Annotated in this window: 21 protein-coding genes and 1 tRNA gene; 9 read left to right on the top strand and 13 right to left on the bottom strand. The window is 65.4% G+C overall.

Annotated elements, in window-relative coordinates; translation table 11 throughout:
- The first annotated feature begins 25 nt into the window (after nt 1–25).
- Together ACK4TE_RS02820 and ACK4TE_RS02815 are read left to right on the top strand one after the other, a co-directional pair.
- On the top strand, nt 26–1204 hold the full coding sequence (locus ACK4TE_RS02820; protein ID WP_409909956.1) for a murein transglycosylase A: 1179 nt from the start codon (nt 26–28) through the stop codon (nt 1202–1204).
- On the top strand, nt 1201–1722 hold the full coding sequence (locus ACK4TE_RS02815; protein ID WP_409909955.1) for a Smr/MutS family protein: 522 nt from the start codon (nt 1201–1203) through the stop codon (nt 1720–1722). The genes ACK4TE_RS02820 and ACK4TE_RS02815 overlap by 4 nt, the downstream gene beginning before the upstream one ends.
- A 117-nt stretch (nt 1723–1839) precedes the next feature.
- Here ACK4TE_RS02815 and ACK4TE_RS02810 read toward each other — a convergent pair whose 3' ends face one another.
- Nucleotides 1840–2889, bottom strand: coding sequence for an aspartate-semialdehyde dehydrogenase (locus tag ACK4TE_RS02810; protein ID WP_409909954.1), 1050 nt, complete (start codon nt 2887–2889; stop codon nt 1840–1842).
- A gap of 25 nt (nt 2890–2914) precedes the next feature.
- Nucleotides 2915–3586 (bottom strand): DUF1013 domain-containing protein, encoded by a 672-nt coding sequence (locus tag ACK4TE_RS02805; RefSeq protein WP_409909953.1) that lies wholly within the window; start codon nt 3584–3586, stop codon nt 2915–2917.
- 218 nt (nt 3587–3804) lie between these two features.
- On the opposite strand from ACK4TE_RS02805, the gene ACK4TE_RS02800 reads away from it, so the two are divergent.
- Nucleotides 3805–5070, top strand: a complete 1266-nt coding sequence (locus ACK4TE_RS02800; protein WP_409909952.1) for a retroviral-like aspartic protease family protein — start codon at nt 3805–3807, stop codon at nt 5068–5070.
- On the opposite strand, the gene ACK4TE_RS02795 is transcribed toward ACK4TE_RS02800, so the two are convergent.
- On the bottom strand, nt 5060–6034 hold the full coding sequence (locus ACK4TE_RS02795; protein WP_409909951.1) for an NAD(P)H-quinone oxidoreductase: 975 nt from the start codon (nt 6032–6034) through the stop codon (nt 5060–5062). The two genes, ACK4TE_RS02800 and ACK4TE_RS02795, sit on opposite strands and share 11 nt — an antisense overlap.
- Nucleotides 6035–6126: 92 nt before the next feature.
- On the opposite strand from ACK4TE_RS02795, the gene ACK4TE_RS02790 reads away from it, so the two are divergent.
- Complete coding sequence (locus ACK4TE_RS02790) at nt 6127–6315, top strand: DUF1192 family protein (protein WP_409909950.1); 189 nt, start codon at nt 6127–6129, stop codon at nt 6313–6315.
- Between the two features lie 62 nt (nt 6316–6377).
- Nucleotides 6378–6911 carry a DUF1465 family protein gene (locus ACK4TE_RS02785; RefSeq protein WP_409909949.1) on the top strand — a complete coding sequence of 178 codons (534 nt, stop codon included), beginning with the start codon at nt 6378–6380 and terminating at the stop codon, nt 6909–6911.
- A gap of 7 nt (nt 6912–6918) precedes the next feature.
- On the opposite strand, the gene ACK4TE_RS02780 is transcribed toward ACK4TE_RS02785, so the two are convergent.
- Nucleotides 6919–7566 (bottom strand): TetR/AcrR family transcriptional regulator, encoded by a 648-nt coding sequence (locus tag ACK4TE_RS02780; protein WP_409909948.1) that lies wholly within the window; start codon nt 7564–7566, stop codon nt 6919–6921.
- Between the two features lie 149 nt (nt 7567–7715).
- Here ACK4TE_RS02780 and ACK4TE_RS02775 point away from each other — a divergent pair, with 149 nt between their 5' ends.
- On the top strand, nt 7716–8345 hold the full coding sequence (locus tag ACK4TE_RS02775) for a carbonic anhydrase (RefSeq protein WP_409909947.1): 630 nt from the start codon (nt 7716–7718) through the stop codon (nt 8343–8345).
- Between the two features lie 118 nt (nt 8346–8463).
- Nucleotides 8464–8539: transfer RNA gene (locus ACK4TE_RS02770), tRNA-Ala, on the top strand.
- A gap of 51 nt (nt 8540–8590) precedes the next feature.
- On the opposite strand, the gene ppa is transcribed toward ACK4TE_RS02770, so the two are convergent.
- The 4 genes from ppa to ACK4TE_RS02750 all read right to left on the bottom strand — a co-directional run bounded on the left by ppa (nt 8591) and on the right by ACK4TE_RS02750 (nt 10996).
- Nucleotides 8591–9124, bottom strand: a complete 534-nt coding sequence (gene ppa, locus ACK4TE_RS02765) for an inorganic diphosphatase (protein WP_409909946.1) — start codon at nt 9122–9124, stop codon at nt 8591–8593.
- 96 nt (nt 9125–9220) lie between these two features.
- Nucleotides 9221–10042: a lysophospholipase gene (locus ACK4TE_RS02760; protein WP_409909945.1), complete on the bottom strand. Its 822-nt coding sequence runs from the start codon at nt 10040–10042 to the stop codon at nt 9221–9223.
- 49 nt (nt 10043–10091) lie between these two features.
- On the bottom strand, nt 10092–10391 hold the full coding sequence (locus tag ACK4TE_RS02755) for a putative quinol monooxygenase (RefSeq protein WP_409909944.1): 300 nt from the start codon (nt 10389–10391) through the stop codon (nt 10092–10094).
- A complete protein-coding gene (locus ACK4TE_RS02750) occupies nt 10388–10996 on the bottom strand; it encodes a TIGR02466 family protein (RefSeq protein ID WP_409909943.1) in 609 nt (202 codons plus the stop codon). The genes ACK4TE_RS02755 and ACK4TE_RS02750 overlap by 4 nt, the downstream gene beginning before the upstream one ends.
- A 135-nt stretch (nt 10997–11131) precedes the next feature.
- Between ACK4TE_RS02750 and ACK4TE_RS02745 the strand changes: the two genes are divergently transcribed.
- Nucleotides 11132–12307, top strand: a complete 1176-nt coding sequence (locus tag ACK4TE_RS02745) for a DUF4189 domain-containing protein (RefSeq protein ID WP_409909942.1) — start codon at nt 11132–11134, stop codon at nt 12305–12307.
- Nucleotides 12308–12345: 38 nt separating this feature from the next.
- Here the strand turns inward: ACK4TE_RS02745 and ACK4TE_RS02740 are convergent, their stop codons facing one another.
- From ACK4TE_RS02740 to ACK4TE_RS02725, 4 genes are all read right to left on the bottom strand, one after another.
- On the bottom strand, nt 12346–12951 hold the full coding sequence (locus tag ACK4TE_RS02740; protein WP_409909941.1) for a dihydrofolate reductase family protein: 606 nt from the start codon (nt 12949–12951) through the stop codon (nt 12346–12348).
- A gap of 11 nt (nt 12952–12962) precedes the next feature.
- Nucleotides 12963–13406 carry an SRPBCC family protein gene (locus ACK4TE_RS02735; RefSeq protein WP_409909940.1) on the bottom strand — a complete coding sequence of 148 codons (444 nt, stop codon included), beginning with the start codon at nt 13404–13406 and terminating at the stop codon, nt 12963–12965.
- A 29-nt stretch (nt 13407–13435) separates the two neighbouring features.
- Nucleotides 13436–14050, bottom strand: coding sequence for a TetR/AcrR family transcriptional regulator (locus ACK4TE_RS02730; RefSeq protein WP_409909939.1), 615 nt, complete (start codon nt 14048–14050; stop codon nt 13436–13438).
- A gap of 155 nt (nt 14051–14205) precedes the next feature.
- A complete protein-coding gene (locus tag ACK4TE_RS02725; protein WP_409909938.1) occupies nt 14206–15096 on the bottom strand; it encodes a class I SAM-dependent methyltransferase in 891 nt (296 codons plus the stop codon).
- A 174-nt stretch (nt 15097–15270) separates the two neighbouring features.
- On the opposite strand from ACK4TE_RS02725, the gene ACK4TE_RS02720 reads away from it, so the two are divergent.
- Entirely contained in the window at nt 15271–15750 is a 480-nt protein-coding gene (locus ACK4TE_RS02720) for an Hsp20 family protein (protein ID WP_409909937.1), read from the top strand.
- 63 nt (nt 15751–15813) lie between these two features.
- Here the strand turns inward: ACK4TE_RS02720 and ACK4TE_RS02715 are convergent, their stop codons facing one another.
- On the bottom strand, nt 15814–16821 hold the full coding sequence (locus ACK4TE_RS02715; protein WP_409909936.1) for a glutathione S-transferase family protein: 1008 nt from the start codon (nt 16819–16821) through the stop codon (nt 15814–15816).
- Nucleotides 16822–16856: the final 35 nt, after the last annotated feature.

Below are 16856 nucleotides of genomic sequence, written 5' to 3'. Positions count from 1 at the left end.
GCCGGTTTGCGGCATACCGTGGCCCATGCGCGCCCTACATCTTCTGCTTCCGATCCTGCTGGTCCTGGCTGCCTGCCAGACGACCCAGCCCGCTCCGATTGTCATCCCGCAGCCCGGCACGGTCTCGCCGCCGCCCTCGTCGTCAGGTCCGGTCAGCTGGAATGAATTGCCGGGCTGGAACACGGCGGACCTCGGCCCGGCGCTCCAGGCTTTCCGGCGCACCTGCGACCGGTTCCAGCTGCGCGCCCACGATGCCACGATCGGCCGCGGCGCGCCCTGGGCCGGTACTGCGGGAGACTGGGCCCCGGCCTGCGCGGCGCTGAAAGCCTCCCATGATCCGGCGCGCACCCGCGCCCTGATGGAAGCGCAGTTCATCCCGCTCGAGATCATCGACCGCGAAGGCAAGGAACGCTTCACCGGCTATTTCGAGCCGATGTACGAAGCGCGCCGCACGCCGGAAGGCGTGTTCACAGAGCCGGTCATGGCGCTGCCCTCCGATTTCGTCGCGAATGGCGACAGCCCCCTGCAACGCCTGCCGGATGGCTCGACCCGGCCCTATCCTCCGCGGGCGGACATTACCGCGCGCGGCGGCGTGGCCATCGCCTATGCCCATCCGGCAGATGTTTTCTTCCTGCAGGTGCAGGGCTCCGGCCGTCTCACTTTCCCGGATGGCACCACCATGCGCGCCGCCTATGCCGCGCATAACGGCCAGCCGTTCAAGTCCGTCGCCAACTGGCTCATCGATACCGGCCGCATCACGCGCGGCGAAGGCTCGATGCAGGGCATCCGCGCGTGGATGGACCGGTCCAGCGCCGCCGAAGTACGCGAGGCGATGAATATCAATCCGCGCTTCGTCTTCTTCCAGGCCCTGCCGGAAGGCGACCCCAACCTCGGCCCCAACGGTGCCCACAACGTGCCGCTCACGCCCTTCGGCTCGATGGCGGTCGATCCGGAATTCCACGCGCTCGGCGTGCCGATGTTTGTGGAAACCACTGCGCCCGGCCTCGGCGGCAAATGGTCCGGCCTCCTCGTCTCGCAGGATACCGGCGGCGCCATCAAGGGCCCCGTGCGCGGCGACATCTATTTCGGCACCGGCGTCGATGCCGGCAACCGCGCCGGCACCATGAACGCCAAGGGCCGCCTCTGGGTGCTGCTCCCGCGCGCGGTGGTAGACCGGATGTTCCGCGACGGTCTCATCAGTTGACGAAGCGCAGCCTGACACCGGATGAAGCGCGCGCCTGGGCGCGCGTCGCCGCGAGCGTCAAGCCGATCGGGCGCAAGGCGGCTGACCTTGAAGCGCTGACCGAAGCGCTGGGTGCAGGCCCCACCGATCCGCCCGCTGCACCGGCCTCCGAGCCCGCCAAGGCCGCAAAGCCAAAAACACCAAAGGCGCCCGGCCCACCTGCCGAACGTTCCGGCGAAAAACGCGTCCGGCGCGGCAAGCTCAGCATTGCGGCAAGTTTCGACCTGCACGGCCACACCCAGGCCAGCGCCGCCCGCGCGCTACCCGCCTTCCTCGAACATCAGCAGGCGGAGGGTGCGCGCTGCGTGCTTGTAATTACCGGCAAGGGCCGGGAAGGGCAGGGCGTCCTGCGCCGCAACTTCCTCATCTGGCTGGAATCGCCCGCCGCCCGCCGCCTCATCTCGGGCTACGCCGAATCCCATCCGAAACACGGCGGTTCCGGCGCGTTCTATGTGTTTCTCAGATCGGCAAACGCGTAACACGGCCATAGGCAGCAACGCTCATCCTGAGCGAAGTCGAAGGATGGCCAAGCCAAACCGTAGCGCGCCCCCGCTCTCCTTCGACTTCGCTCAGGATCAGCCGTTCGAAAGCGCAGATCAGCCGCGCTGAGCCACCAACACTTCCGCCACCTGAACCGCGTTCAGCGCCGCGCCCTTGCGCAGGTTGTCGCCGGTCACGAACAGGGCGAGGCCGTGCTTCACGCTGCGGTCCGGGCGGATACGCCCGACAAAGACCGGGTCCTTGCCGGTGGCCTCAAGCGCGTTCGGCACATCCGTCAGCACCACGCCGGGTGCTGTTTTCAGGATCTCCGTCGCTTCTTCCGCGGTGATCGGGCGCTCGAACTCCACGTTGATCGACAGCGAATGACCCGTATAGACCGGCACGCGCACGCAGGTTCCAGACACCAAAAGATCCGGAATGCCAAGGATCTTGCGGCTCTCGTCGCGCAGCTTCAGTTCTTCGTCCGTGTACCCATCTTCGCCAAGCTTGTAGTTCAGCGCCACCACGTTGAAGGCAATCGGCACGGCCCATTTCTTCGGGGCAGGGAAGTCTTTCGCGCCGCCATCCAGCGCCAGCGCGCCGCTGCCTGCGCCCACCGCATCAATCTGCGATTCCAGCTCGCTCACGCCGGCCACGCCGCCGCCGGAGACGGCCTGATAGGTGCTCGCCACCAGCCGCTTCAGGCCTGCCTTGTCATGCAGCGGCTTCAGCACCGGCATCGCGGCCATCGTTGTGCAGTTCGGGTTCGCAATGATGCCTTTCGGGATCACGCGCAGCGCGTCCGGGTTCACTTCGGAGACAACCAGCGGCACATCCGGATCGCTCCGCCAGGCCGAGGAGTTGTCGATCACCACCGCGCCCGCCGCCGCCACTTTCGGCGCCAGCTCCAGCGAGGTTGATCCGCCTGCGGAGAAGAACACGATGTCGAGCCCCGAATAATCCGCTGTGCCGGCATCCTCGACCGTGATCTCCTTGCCCATGAAGGATATCTTCGATCCCGCCGATTTCGGCGACGCGAAGAAGCGCACCGAACTCAGCGGAAACTTCCGCTCTTCGAGAAGCGCGCGCATGTTTTCGCCGACAAGGCCGGTCGCACCGACAATCCCGACGGCCGGACGGGCCGGCACGGGCAGACGAGCTGTCATTTCAGTTTACTCCGGGCAGGGAAGATCAGTCGAAATCGCGGAACACGTCGTCAGCCGAGATGTTCTTCTTGTAGGCATCCTCCGGCTCGTCCTCGATCACCACGGGCGTGTCCTGTGCCGGGGCAAGGCCCGGGCCTTCGGCGCGGGCGGCTTTCTCCGCTTCGATCTTGCGCCGCTTGTCGGAGGCGCGCGAGATCACATCGTCGAGTTCGATCTGCGAGCACAGGCCGAGCGTCACAGGGTCTACCGGGCGGATGTTCTGCGCATTCCAGTGGCTCTTGTCGCGGACGTTATTGATCGTCGCCTTGGTCGTGCCGATCAGCTTGATAATCTGCGCGTCGGACACTTCCGGGTGGTTACGGATGAACCAGGCCACCGCGTCCGGCTTGTCGGCGCGGCGGATCACCGGCGTATAGCGGCTGCCCTTGCGCTTCGGCTGCGGGATGTGGTCGATCTTCGAGGTCGCCACCTGCAGCACATAGTCAGGGTTCTCCTCGCCGCGCGCGATTTCCTCGCGTGAGAGAATGCCGCCGGCAATCGGGTCAACGCCGCGCATGTTCTCGGCCACATCGCCATCGGCGATGCCTTTCACTTCAAGATGGTGCAGGCCGCAGAATTTCGCGATCTGGGCGAAGGTCAGAGTCGTGTTGTCGAGCAGCCAGACAGCGGTTGCACGCGGCATCAGGACATCGGCCATGGTCTAGTCTCCTTGAACTTTTTCTGCCGCCCGAAATGCAGCCGCCCGGCACTGGGGTGCCGGGCGGAAGAAAGGCTCAGACGGACTGTAAACCTTGGGCGACCCTATAGGCCAAATACGCGGGCAAGGGAAGCGGCCCGGCCCAATCCGTGTGCAAGGCAGTTGGCAGTCCCGCCTTTATCGAATATCAATACGCAATCACAAGGAGCAGAGATTTCATGAAAAACGTGCTGGCAGCCTTCCTCCTATTCGCCGCCCCCGCAATGGCGCAGGCGGACTCACCGGACCTGATCGCCGCGCTCGAGACGGGCGACATCACCACCCTCGAGGTCCTCAGCGGCGACGAGACGGCCGAGGCGCGCATGGCGCGGGGCGCGCTCGCTGCGCTGCGCGGTGAGGATGAAACGGCCCTGGCGGATCTCGTCGCGGCCGGGCAGGACCCTGCGCTTGATCCTGCCCTCATCCGCCTGGCCTGGACAAATGCAGCAGGCGTCTATCTGCGTCAGGGCCGTTTTGCGTTGGCTGCGGAGGCTTTCGACGCAGCCAATGCCGCCGCGCCGGAACCGGACGCGGCCGCAGCCGCCAGCGCCGAGCAGGCCCGGAATTTCGCCCGCACGGCCTCTGCCGCGCAGCCGATGCAGGCAACCGTTGCGACTTTCGGCGCCGCACAGGTCACCCGCGATCTCGCCGGCCTGCCGCGCGCACTGGCGCTCGTGAACGGCGCCCCGCAGGAAGCAGTCCTCGATACCGGCGCCAACTATTCCACGATCATGGCGTCCGTCGCCGAAAGGCTTGGCCTACGCATTCTCGAAGGCGGCATCAGTGTGGGCGCCTCGGGCAATGACGAGGTCGGCGGGCAGATCGCGATCGCGGACAGGATGTCCTTCGCGGGCGCGGACCTCACCGATGTTGTCTTCATCGTCCTTCCCGATGCGGACCTCTCTTTCGCGGACGGCGCCTACACCATTCCCGCCATCATCGGCCTGCCGGTGTTTGCCCCGCTCGGCCGCGTCAGTTTCGAGCGGGAAGGGGGGGCCGAGCTGATCAGCCATACCGCCTCGGGCGCGGGCTGGAGCGATGCCTCAAACCTGATTTTCAGCGGCCTTGCTCCCATCGTGCTGCTGGAAGCAAATGGCTACCCCATGCGCATGTTCATCGACAGCGGCGCGACCGAAAGCCATCTCACGCCGCGCGCGGTTGCCGACTATCCGGCCCTTCTTGAAGGCGCAGGCTCCGGTTCGACGCGGATCGGCGGCGCCGGCGGCGACAAGGTATTCGAGGATGCCGCAATCATTCCTTCGCTATCCGTCAACATCGCCGGGGAGGTTGTGGAGCTCAGCGACATCCATGTCCTCGGCGACTCTCTCGACGGCCGCCACGGCCTTATCGGTCAGGATGTCCTGAATGCGGCTGATGGCTATGTGATCGACTTCGGTGCCCGGCGTTTCGAACTTCGCACGACAGGCGCTCCGCCTACGGAATAAGCAGGATCTTGCCGGAATGCCCGCCCTGGTTCATCCGGGCCAGGGCGGCTTCCGCCTCGGCCAGCGGGAAAGTCCCGTCCAGAACCGGACGGATCGCGCCGGAGAGGACATGCGGCCAAAAATCATGCTCCACGGCGTCTCGGATGCGCCGTTTCTCCAGCACAGGCCGCGCCCGAAGGGTCGACGCCATTAGCGACAGGCGTTTCATCAGCACAGGAGCAAAGTTCACGCTCGCTGCAAACCCGTCCTGATAGGCAATGTTGATGATCCGCCCGTCCGCATTCGCCGCCGAGATGTTCTTCTGGATATAGTCGCCGCCGACCATGTCGAGCGTCACATCCGCCCCACCTTCGGCCTTCACCACCTCCTCGAACACTTCGGTCCGGTAGTTGATCGCCCGCGTCGCGCCGAGTTCGCGGGCAAGCGCGCATTTCTCGTCCGATCCGGCCGTGCCGAAAATCTTCGCCGCGCCCCACACCTTCGCCATCTGCAGCGCCATCACGCCGATGCCGCTGGTCGCGCCATGGCACAGGAAATTCTCGCCCGGTTTCAGCCCCGCCCGGTCAAACACATTCGCCCAGACGGTAAACAGCGCTTCGGGGAAACAGCAGGCGAGCGTGAGATCAAAGCTCTCCGGCACCGCCATCAGCGAGCCTTCATCGGCCACCACATGCGTTGCATATCCTCCGCCCGCCAGCAGCGCACACACACGGCCACCCACTTTGAACCGCTCCGTACCCGGACCAGTTTCCGCAACGATGCCCGACACTTCCAGCCCCAGCACGGGCGAAGCCCCCGGCGGCGGTGGATAGCGCCCGGCCTTCTGCGCAAGGTCCGCGCGGTTGAGGCCCGCGGCCGCCACCTCGATCAGCACCTCGCCCTTGCCGGGCACCGGCCGGTCCATCTCCACCAGGGCCAGCGGCTCGCCCGGCGCGCCATGCGCAGCTTTCATCTTCGCGGTCATCCTTAACCCTTTCACGCTCCCGGAACCGGGGATTCGAGTCGCTTCTAGCCCGTCTTTCTGCTTTCTTGCAGCCCAGAACACGGGAGGCCGCAATGGCGTTGAACGATGAAGAGCCAGTGCTGGTGCGCAAGGCGCAGGCGATCGACCAGATGTCGGTCGAGGAACTCGAATACAGGATCGGGCAGCTGAAGGCGGAGATCGCCGCCTGCGAAGCCGAGATCGAAAAGAAGAAGGCGCAGAAACGCGCGGCCGACGCGCTGTTCGGCGGCGGCAACAATTAAGGCTCGTGAAAGGGCTGGCGGGATAGTCTCTCCCGTCCGGCACCGAATGTGGAGGGGACACAATGGCAGAACGTGATGCGGTCAGTACGCCCGAGGCGTTCACGGGCGGCAAGCTGTTTGACACCGTGTTCACACGCGGCATGGCCCTCGTCGAGGAAACCGCTGCCTATCTCGACGGGCCCGGCCGCGACCAGTCGAAAACTCTGCCGCGCGAAGCGGGCCTCACCTATTCCGCCTGGAGCATGGAGCTGACCACGCGCCTGATGCAGGCCGCGTCCTGGCTCGTCATGCAGAAAGCCGTGCGCGACGGCGAGATGCGCCGCGAAGATGCCAGCGCCCGCAAATACCGCATCCGCCGGGACGAGCCGCCGCTGGATCCTTCCGCCCAGAAAGGCAATGGCCTGCCGCCGCGCTTCCTCGAACTCGTGGGGCGCGCCGAAGCGCTGTTCGAACAGATCTGCCGTCTGGACGAGGCGCTTTACCCGCCGGTCCGCCCGAAAGCGCCTGCCAACCCTGTCTCCGACCAGCTCGCCGCCCTGCAGAAAGCCGCCGAAACCGGCGCCTTCGATCCGCTGATGATCTGGCGCAAGAAGTAGGCGCGCCCTACAGCGCGCCGTTTGTCCGCAGGAACGCCTGCACCTGCTCCGAACAGAAGCCTTCCTTCACCGGCGCGCGCGAGATCGTAAGCCGGTGGAAGATCGGGCCCAGCAACTGCTCCAGCACATCGTCCAGTTCGAAATCGCGCCGGATCACGCGTTTCGCCGCCAGTTCCGCCAGCACCATGCGCAGCGGCTGGCGAATGTCGCGGCCCACCCAGGCGCGCCACACTTCGCCGGCATCCTTGTCGTCCGCCGCCGCCAGCAGCGCCACGCGCAGCACGGCATGGCCATGTCCGGTCCGCGCCGCCGCTTCCAGCGGAATGATCAGCGCGGTGATGCGCTCCTGCGGGTCGCGCCCGCCTTCCGGCGCATCGGGGATCAGCGCGAGGGCGGCATCCACGCACATCGCACCGATGGAAGGCCACCAGCGATAGATCGTCTGTTTCGAGGCGCTCGCGCGCTTGGCCACCGAGTCGACGCTGAACCCGCGCCAGCCATTCTCGGCCATCTCCTCGCGCGCCGCTTCCAGGATGGCTGCCTTGGACACTTCGCTGCGCGTCGGCCCCTTGCGGGACTTGGCACCCCCTGAAGCAGGCGCCGGGGCAGGCGCCGGGGCAGGGGCCGTATTCTGGTCATCGCTCGGGGGGGTCATGCAAATCTCCTGAAGGCCCCGCCGGGTATAGCCGAATTCCGTGCGCGGGCGAAACTGACCGTTCCGTTCTAGGTGCCATTGGTTTCGAAAATGCTTGCAGCGCGATAGGAATTGCCTATCAGGCGGCGGGAAAAGTCAGGAGCACTGCGATGAAAACCGTTGACGACCTGATGGCCGGCTATCGCCGTTTCCGCGCCGGCGTCTATGCCGAACAGGCCCAGCTCTACAAGGAACTCGGCGAGGGGCAGGACCCCGACATCATGCTGATCGCCTGCGCCGACAGCCGGGCGGAACCGTCGGACATCTTCAATGCCGCCCCCGGCCAGATGTTCGTGGTGCGCAACGTCGCCAACCTCGTGCCCCCCTACAAGCCCGATGGCGGCCTGCACGGCGTCTCGGCAGCCCTCGAATTTGCGGTCAACGTGCTGAAAGTGCGCCATATCGTGGTGATGGGCCATGGCGGCTGCGGTGGCGTGTCCGCTTCGCTTCATGGCCCACGCGACCTGCCGATCGGCGAGTTCGTGACGCCCTGGGTGAAGCTGCTCGACGAGGCCCGCCAGCGCGTCATGGAGTCCGGTTCGCTCAACCCGCAATTCGCGCTGGAACTGGAAGGCATCGAAACCTCCCTCGCCAACCTGATGAGCTTTCCCTGGGTGGCCGACAAGGTTCAGGCCGGCGAGCTTGAACTCCACGGCGCCTGGTTCGCCATCAAGCACGGCGAACTCCACTGGCGGAATCCTAAGACAAAACGCTTTGAAATCGTCGACCCGAAGGGCTGATCCTGCCTTCATCCTCCCCCGTTTAGGGGGTGAGGTGGCCACGAAGCGGCCGGAGGCGGGAGAGGCGCAAGACCCACTTCCACTCCCGAAATCCCACCCTTATATCTGCAGTCCGGATGGGGACGTAGCTCAGCTGGGAGAGCGCGGCGTTCGCAATGCCGAGGTCGGGAGTTCGATCCTCCTCGTCTCCACCATCCTGCTTCGCGGCTGCGCCGCTTCGCAGGACTTGTCCTGCGAGTTGGCCCTCAGCCCTCATTCCCCGCCCGGGTAACGCCTTCGCGGATCAGTTCGCGCGCCTTGTCGACGCCGTACCAGCCCTCGACGCGGGTCCATTTGCCCGTCTCGAGGTCTTTGTAGTGCTGGAAGAAGTGGGTGATCTTGTCGATCAGGATTTGCGGCAGGTCGTGATAGGTGGCGATCTTGTCGTAATAGGCCGTCAGCTTCGGGTGCGGCACGGCCAGCACCTTCTCGTCCTGGCCCTTGTCATCAGTCATCAGCAGCACGCCGACCGGGCGCGCGCGAACCACCGAGCCTGGCACCAGCGGCCGGTTGCCCACCACCATTACGTCCACCGGATCGCCGTCGAGGCTCAGCGTGTGCGGGATGAAGCCGTAATTACAGGGGTAGCGCATCTCGGTGTAGAGGAAGCGGTCGACGAACATCGCGCCCGACGCCTTGTCGATCTCGTACTTGATCGCGTCCCCGCCCAGCGGCACCTCGATCAGCACGTTCACATCATCCGGCGGGTTGTTGCCGGCCTTGATCTTGGAGAGGTCCATCGGGTCAGTTTCCTTCGCTGGGGAGGGCAGGAGGGTTCCGGCGATCCGATGACGCGCTGCAGCATGAAGGTCAAGGCCCCCGGGCCATCGGGTGCGTTAACGCGGCGCCCTGTCGCTGAGCCAGCCGAGCACCAGCGCCCGCACTTCCTCCCGGCCAATATCGTTCAGCAGCTCGTGATAGCCGTCCGGGTAGATGACCATCCGCTTGTCCGCCGCAGGCACCATCCCGAAGAAGCGCTCGGACCCCTTCGCCGGCGTCGCCGCATCCTTCGCCCCGTGCACCACCAGCACCGGCACCTGCCAGCCGCCATAGCGCCGCCAGCCGTCTTCTGACACGGCCAGCGCCGTCGCGCCCAGTTTCGCGGGCGGCGGCAACAGGCAGATCATCGGGTCCGCCCGGTAGGCGTTCACCTCTTCCGGAATTCGCGACAGGCTCTCCGGCGCAATCGGCGGGGTCAGCCGCGCTGCGGGCGCAATGCCGCCCAAGAGGGTCGCGATCAGTTTCAGCACCGGCGACAGCTCGATCAGCAGGGCTGGGGCGCTCAGCACAACGCCGGCCACCCCGCGCTGCTGGCGCGCCACGCTCGCCGCTGTCACGAGGCCGCCCAGCGAATGCCCGAACAGGAACAGCGGCGTCCGGTCCAGCGTCAGTGCGTCCCGCGCCGCCAGATGGTCTTCCACCGCTGTCTTGATATCCGCCACGCCCGGCGCGCCGCCGGTCTCACCGTGCCCCTCGAAGTCGAAGGCATGGACATCAAACCCCGCCGCATTCAGTGCCGGGATCAGCCCTGCATACCGCGTCACATACCGCCCGGCATATTCGCCATATCCATGTTGCAGCAGAACCCGCGCCCTCGGCGCCGCCGCGCGCCAGACAAATCCTGCCCGCCCGCGCCCGAAATCCCAGCCCTCCGCCATGCCCGCCTCCTGCTTCGCCCGGCCATCCTGCCGCAGCCCGCGCGGGCCGTCACCCCATGCGGATCTCGGCCGCCTCGAACAGTTTCATCACCGTCGGCGCCGGTGACAGCGCCCGCACCGCCTTCACGAAGGCCCGGCTCTCCGGCACGCGAAAGTGCGCCTCCAGCGCCGCCCGGTCCGCCCAATACTCCACGAACACAACCCGCACCGCGTCTTCCGCGTCTACATGCACATTATGCGCGATACATCCCGGCTCCCCCCGCGACCGCGCCGAATGCGCCCGCCCGAGTTCCAGAATCTCTGCCACCGTCTCCGTAGACGCAATCACATGGCCGATGACGATGATCATTTGCGCTTCAGCGCATAATTGAAACTCACCGAAATCCGGGCCTCTTCGCTCAGCGAAGGCATCACCTCATGCCGCAGCCAGCTCTCCCACAGCAGGGCATGGCCCTCCGTGGGCTGAACATATACGAACCGGCGCGCCTCTTCCGGCGCCGCGTCCGTCAGCTGCGGCGCGGCCATCATCATCGCGAGCCGCGGGTCTTCGAATTTCAGCTTCCCTGCGCCCTCCGGTACGCAGACATAATAGGTGCCGGAAATAACAGACCCCGGATGGATATGCCCCGTATGGTGCCCGCCCTCGCCGAGAATGTTCACCCAGATCGCATCCAGCTCCAGCGCGAAGCCGTCCATGTCCCAGTGCAGCGCCGCCGCAAATTTCGCCGCCGCCTTGTCGAGATGTTTCTTCAGCGCCGCAAATTCCGGAAACCGCTCCGGCAGGTCGTCCAGCGAGGCATAGGAGGTATAGCCCGGATACCCCTCCTTCTCGCACCACTCATTGCCCGCCCTATCGTCCGCCTCCAGCACCCAGGCGGCGCGCTCAAGGCTCTCGCGCAGGCGGGCGTCGCCGGCTTTCACCTCTTCAATCAGGGTCGCAAACAGCTGTCGCATCCGGGCCTCCGCGCTTCGCCGTTACAGGCTCCCGCCCGCCGCGACAAGCATCGCCCGGGCCTGAACATCGGCGATTGTGTCCGGCCGCGCCCGCCCTTATAAATCGGACATTAAATATCCGGAGCCCCTTACCCCATGACCATCCGCCTGCCGGCCTGCCTTACTGCCGCTGCCTTCCTCCTCGCCCTCTGCCTGCCGCAACCGGCACAGGCGCGCAACTATCCCTGCCCCGGCGGTCCCGGCCCGGGCGAGCAGCAGATCGGCGTCACCGGCGGCAGCCACGGCATCGCGGCGACGCCCATCTGCGCAGAAACGGGTGGCGGCTATGGCGGCGGCGGATCCGGTGCCCCGCAAGGCCCCGCCTCGCCGCCCATCGATGTCGACAATTTTGTCGCCGTGGCCGGCCACCCCGGCCAGCGCGATGTCTGGGCCACCTGGGGCCAGTACTATCTCGGCGCCGCCGAGAAGGTCGTCCTCGATGCCTGCACCGCGACAATGGGACAGGGCTGCTACATCATGGTCTCCGGCAAGAACATGTCGGTCGCCGCTGGCGCCGACAAGAAGGGCATCACTCACGCAGCGTTTGCGGCCACGCCCCACAAGGCGCGCAACGCCCTCTCCGATCTTTGCAAGGCGCGCGGTCAGTCCTGTTCGCTGATTGACGTGTTCGACGCCCAGATGCGTTCGGAATACATTGAAGTCGCTATCCTCCTGCGCGAGGATTTCGACCGGGAAGGCGTCTGGAAATCCTACCACTTCCCGAAAGACTCCGTCGTCAGGCCCCCGCCCCGGGGCGAGCCGGATTCCGGCGTCGGCACGCTCACGCCGCAGGATTATGTTCTCAAGAAGATCAAGGTCGACGGAGTCGAGGTCGTCTCATACTCCGCCAACGGAACATGGCTGATGAAGCGTGAGGGGACGAAGAAGGAGGCGAAGAAAGGTCTTGGCTGCTCCATTGCCTATACCCAGGGCGACCAGCGCCTGATCTTCGCGGGCCCCACCGCCACGCGCAAGCAGGGTGGCATCATGATCTCCGGCCCGAATATGCCGCCTGCCACCGAGCCGCGCGCCGCCACCGCCCAGCTTACCTCCTCCGCCGGCCCACAGGACATTCCCGTCATCCTGCTCCCCGTCACCGGCACGGACAGCGCATTCCTGCTCGTCTCCGTCGATATCGACGCCACCGTCGCGAACTTCACCGACACCACGCCCTACAAGCTCGTACTCGACGGCAACACGGTCCTGGATCTTCAGGTCGATGGCGGCATCAAGGCGAAAAACCTGATGCAGCAATGCCGGCGCGGGAGGTAAGACTTCACCGGAACAGGTCCTCGCTCAGGGTTACGCGTTTAGCCGATCCGGCCGGTGCGCAGAGGGCCGGCCGGTTCAAAGGTATGGATCATCAGGCCGCTCGCGCCCGTCCGGCTACGGATCAGTTTCAGCTCCCTTGGCGGCGTCCCTTCCGCGAATACGCGCTTGCCCGTGCCAAGGATTACCGGCACGACAATCAGCACCACCTCATCGGCCAGCCCGTGCTCCAGCAGCGCGGCGGCAACGCTGGAACTTCCCCAGGCCACCAGGTCCGGCCCCTCCTGCGCCTTCAGGCGCCGGATGCCTGCGGCAATATCCGTACCCAGATCTTCCGCCGGCCCCCAGCCAAGGCTTTCCGGCCGGTGGGTCGCCACATATTTCACAGCGCCGTTGAACTTCGTGGCGATCGGGCCGTCTCCGGCATGCGGCCAGTATCCCGCCCAGATGTCATAGGTTCGCCGCCCCAGCAGCAGGTCGAACATCTCCGCATGCGCCGTCTCCACCGCCTCATCCAGAAGGGGGTCATCAAACGGCGCCGACCATCCGCCATACGGAAAGCCTGCATCGCTGTCCTCGCCCGGCCCGCCCGGCGCCTGGATTACGCCGTCCAGCGAGATGTATTCCAGAAGGGTGATCTTGCGCATGACAGGCTCCGCTACATATTGATGTCAGGCTCAACGAGGCGGATCATCTTCTCGAGGGATTGCTGCCAGCCAAGATAGCAACCATCGAGTGGGATCATGTCCGGGATGCCCGCCTGCTCGATAGTCATCTCCGTGCCGGAAGGAACCGCCTTCAGCGTCACGGTCACGGTCATCTCGCCGGGCATGTCCGGATCTTCGAACTTATCCGTGTACTGAATGTGCTTGCCGGGTTCGAAGGCAAGATAAGTCCCGCCAAAGGCATGGTTGCCGCCGGTCGTGAAATTGCGGAACGACATCCGGTGCCTGCCGCCGGCGCGTGCATCAAGCTCGTGCACGGTGCAGAGATAACCATAAGGCGGCAGCCAGCTGGCAATCGCATCCGGCTCCACGAAGGCCCGGAAAACTTTTTCAGGCGGCGCGGCAAGCACGCGGTGCAGGTGAACAGTTCCGGGCATGGTATTTCCTCTCTCAGCTGGCTTAGGTGTCAGCCGGGCGCGCCGCGCCCGAACAGGGTTTCGACATAAAGTTTCAGGTGATCGAAGCTTTCGCGGGCAACGGCCGTGTCGCCGCTCGCCTTGGCCAGGATGAAGGCGCCCTGCGTCACCGCCACGATATGCAGCGCCAGGCTTTGCGAACTCCAGTCCCCGGTGATGCCGTTCGCGGCCCGCGCCGCCTCGATATCCGGCACAAGTTTCTCCGCATGGCCGGCCATGCTCTCCCAGGTCGCCGCTGCCACGGGCGGGCTGGTGCGCCAGGCCTCCTGCGCCATCGTGCCGACGAAGCAGGTGAAGTCGGCAATATCGCCGCCGGTCATCTCGCGGCGCAGATCGATATAACCGGTCACCCGGTCCAGCGGGTCTGCCGGCAGGTGATAGGGCGCCGTGTCAAAAAACGCGCCGGTCATCTCCGACCAGTAATGCGCCGCCTCGGTCGCCAGTTCTTCCTTGCTCTTGAAGTAATGGAAGAACGCGCCCTTCGACACGCCGGCCACCTTGCAGATGTCGTCCACGCTCGTCGCCGCCAGCCCTTGCGACCGCACCAGCCCGAAGGCGGCCTCCATCAGGCTCTCGCGTGTCCTGGGGTTCGCCGTCCGGGCCATCACCAATCTCCTGAAGCATAGACATACCAACTGGTCGGTTTGTATGTCAATCCTCATTTTCCATGGCACCCTCCCCCGCGTCATCCCCAAAAACGCAAAAACCGTCCACACGGACGTGTGGACGGTTTCTGGACTCCCGGGGGAGGGAGGTATTTCTACCCTGGCTTGCGGAACTTCAGGGTCATCCGGTCGCTTTCGCCTATGGCCTTGTACTTTTCGGGATCAAAGCCCTCGACCGATTTTCCTTCCCGGTCCGCCGTCGCCAGGTTCGGCGGCAGGGTCCACACGCCGAACGGGTGGTCCGCCGTGTCGGCCGGGTTGGCGTTGATCTCGCTGGCCTCGACAAATTCGAAACCGGCGGCTGTGGCCATCGCCTTCACATAGTCCTCGTGCACATAGCCGCTGGTTGCTTTCGGGTCCTGCGCCTGTGTCGAAGGCAGGCGGTGCTCCACCACGCCCAGCACGCCGCCCGGCTTCAGGGCCGAATAGGCGTCGGCAAAGAATTTCTCGGTGTATCCGCCCGCCATCCAGTTATGGATGTTGCGGAAGGTCAGGACCATGTCGGCGGTGCCCTCTGCCGTCAGGGGGCCGGAAGAGGCCGAAAAGGCGGTGTATTCGATCGTGCCGAATTCCGGCTTGGCGTAGGTTGCCTTGAACTCTTCAAGGCGCGCTTCTGTACGGGCGCGGCGGTCGGGGTCCTCGATTGAGGCGGCATCGAAACCGGCAGCTACCAGCGTGCCGCCGCCGGAGGCGAGCCAGGGCGCGAGGATGTTGGTGTACCAGCCGCCGCCCGGCCAGATCTCGACCACTTTCATGTCCGGGGTCGCGCCGAAGAATTCCAGCGTCTCGACCGGATGGCGCCAGGCGTCGCGGGCCTTTTCCTCTGCGCTGCGGCGGTCGGAGGCGACGACGTCGGCGAGCGTCAGGGTGGCCACTTCCGTTTCGGCAGGGGCGGCGCTGTCCAGCGAGGCGGGCTGCGGGGTCTTCGCGGGTGTGCACCCGGCCAGGGCTAGGGCCGAAACGGCCGCAATCATCAGATGCTTCATTTGGGTTTCCTCCGGGGCTCTTGATAGCCCCAATACGCTACCCACATAGGGCTTGTCACGGTGCCGCCCAGCGGGCCGGGACCGGGTGTCTTCTGCCAGTGCCGCTTACGGGCTGGATCCACGGACCGCTCCCGCCACCTACAGTTGCTTCTCAGAAACAAGGACTGCATCCACATGAGCAATATCGACCTCACCCCCCTCTACCGCACGATGGTCGGCTTCGACCGCCTCGCCGGCATGATCGACCAGGCCGCACGCCTTGATGGCGCCCAGGGCTACCCGCCCTACAACATTGAACGCGTTGAAGAAAATGCCTTCGCGATCGAAATTGCGGTCGCCGGCTTCACGCAGGACGAGATCGACATCGAAACCAAGGAAGGCCTGCTCACGGTCGCCGGCAAGAAAAACGAGACCGAAGACGGGAACGGCCGCAACTTCCTCCACCGCGGCATCGCCCAGCGCAGTTTCATCCGCCGCTTCCAACTCGCCGATCACGTCATCGTGACGGGCGCCAGCCTCGAGCATGGCGTGCTGCGCATCGACCTGATCCGCGAAATCCCCGAAGAAAAGAAAGCCCGCAAGATCGAGATCGGCGCGCCCGCCGCGCAAGGTCCGAAACTGATCGGCAAGAAAAAGGCGAGTGACGCCGCCTAGGCGTCATTCAGAGAGAGCCCTCCTCCCGGACCCCCGCAGACTCCCCTGCGGGGGTTTTCCGTTTCAGGTATTGGCCGGCGCGCGCACGAAGAAGCTGCGCGCGCCCGCGGCATCAAGGAAAGCCGACAAGGCCGGATCATTCATCCGCCCGGCAATCGCGCCGCGCACGCCATTGAACGCCCGCGCCGCATAGGCCTGCGTCGCCTGCTCGAACAGGCCGTCATCAAGGGTGACGGAAAACTTCTTCTTCTCCCGCGACGCACTCGCCGCATTCGCGTGCGCCCAGGGCAGGTAGGTCCGCGCCACCTCCCCCTCGAACACCGGCAGCAGCGTCGCCTCAAGTTCGGACAGTGGCAGGTAAGGCCCCGATGCCTTCGGGTCTTCCATGTGCTCGCACCATGCCGCCACAAACGGGGCTTTCTCCTTCAGCCAGCTTCCCGGCGTCGGATCGGTCAGCATTTGCTGGAACTGCGCGGCAATCGCAAAGTCAGCCGCACTCGGCCGGCCACCGAAAATGAAGAGGTGGTTCTGCAGGTGGGTATTCAGCCGCAGCGCAAAGCGGCGGTAGGAACTTTCCAGCGTCGGGGCATTCTCCGCCTCGGCGCCGACCAGCGACAGGCGCGCCAGCATTCGGGTCGCAATCTGCCGGGCAGGGGCCTTGAAGGCACGCGGCTTCTTGCCATCGTTCAGCTGGATCAGTACGCGCATCGCCGCCGCATCGCGGTCCGGCTGCTGGCCCCAGCGCTGCTGGAACATGCACTTGTTCAGCCATTCGTCTGCATAATCCTCGAGGATCAGCGACAAGGCCTGCGACGCCGCCTCTTCCGGCCGCGCTGCCGGCTCGGGGTGCGAGGCCTCGAGCTGTGTCAGGATCAGCGTCGAATCCTGCACCGTTCCGGCCGGCGAGATCAGCAGCGGCACGGTCGGCGTCAGCGCATGCTTGCGGAACTCCGCCTCATTGCTGGCCGAGCGCGCGATCCAGTCGAACGCGATCCCCTTGTAGCGAAGGGCCGAGCGCACCTTCAGCGAATAAGGAGAGGTCTCGGCCCCGAAGAGGCGGTAGTCGGCCATCAGTTCACCCGCAATTGCTGCGGCCTGTCTAGGCA

The sequence above is a fragment of the Hyphomonas sp. genome, from assembly GCF_046313975.1.
Classification (GTDB): domain Bacteria; phylum Pseudomonadota; class Alphaproteobacteria; order Caulobacterales; family Hyphomonadaceae; genus Hyphomonas.
Note: the sequence above shows the minus strand (reverse complement) of the source record. Positions and strands in the feature narration are given on the sequence as shown.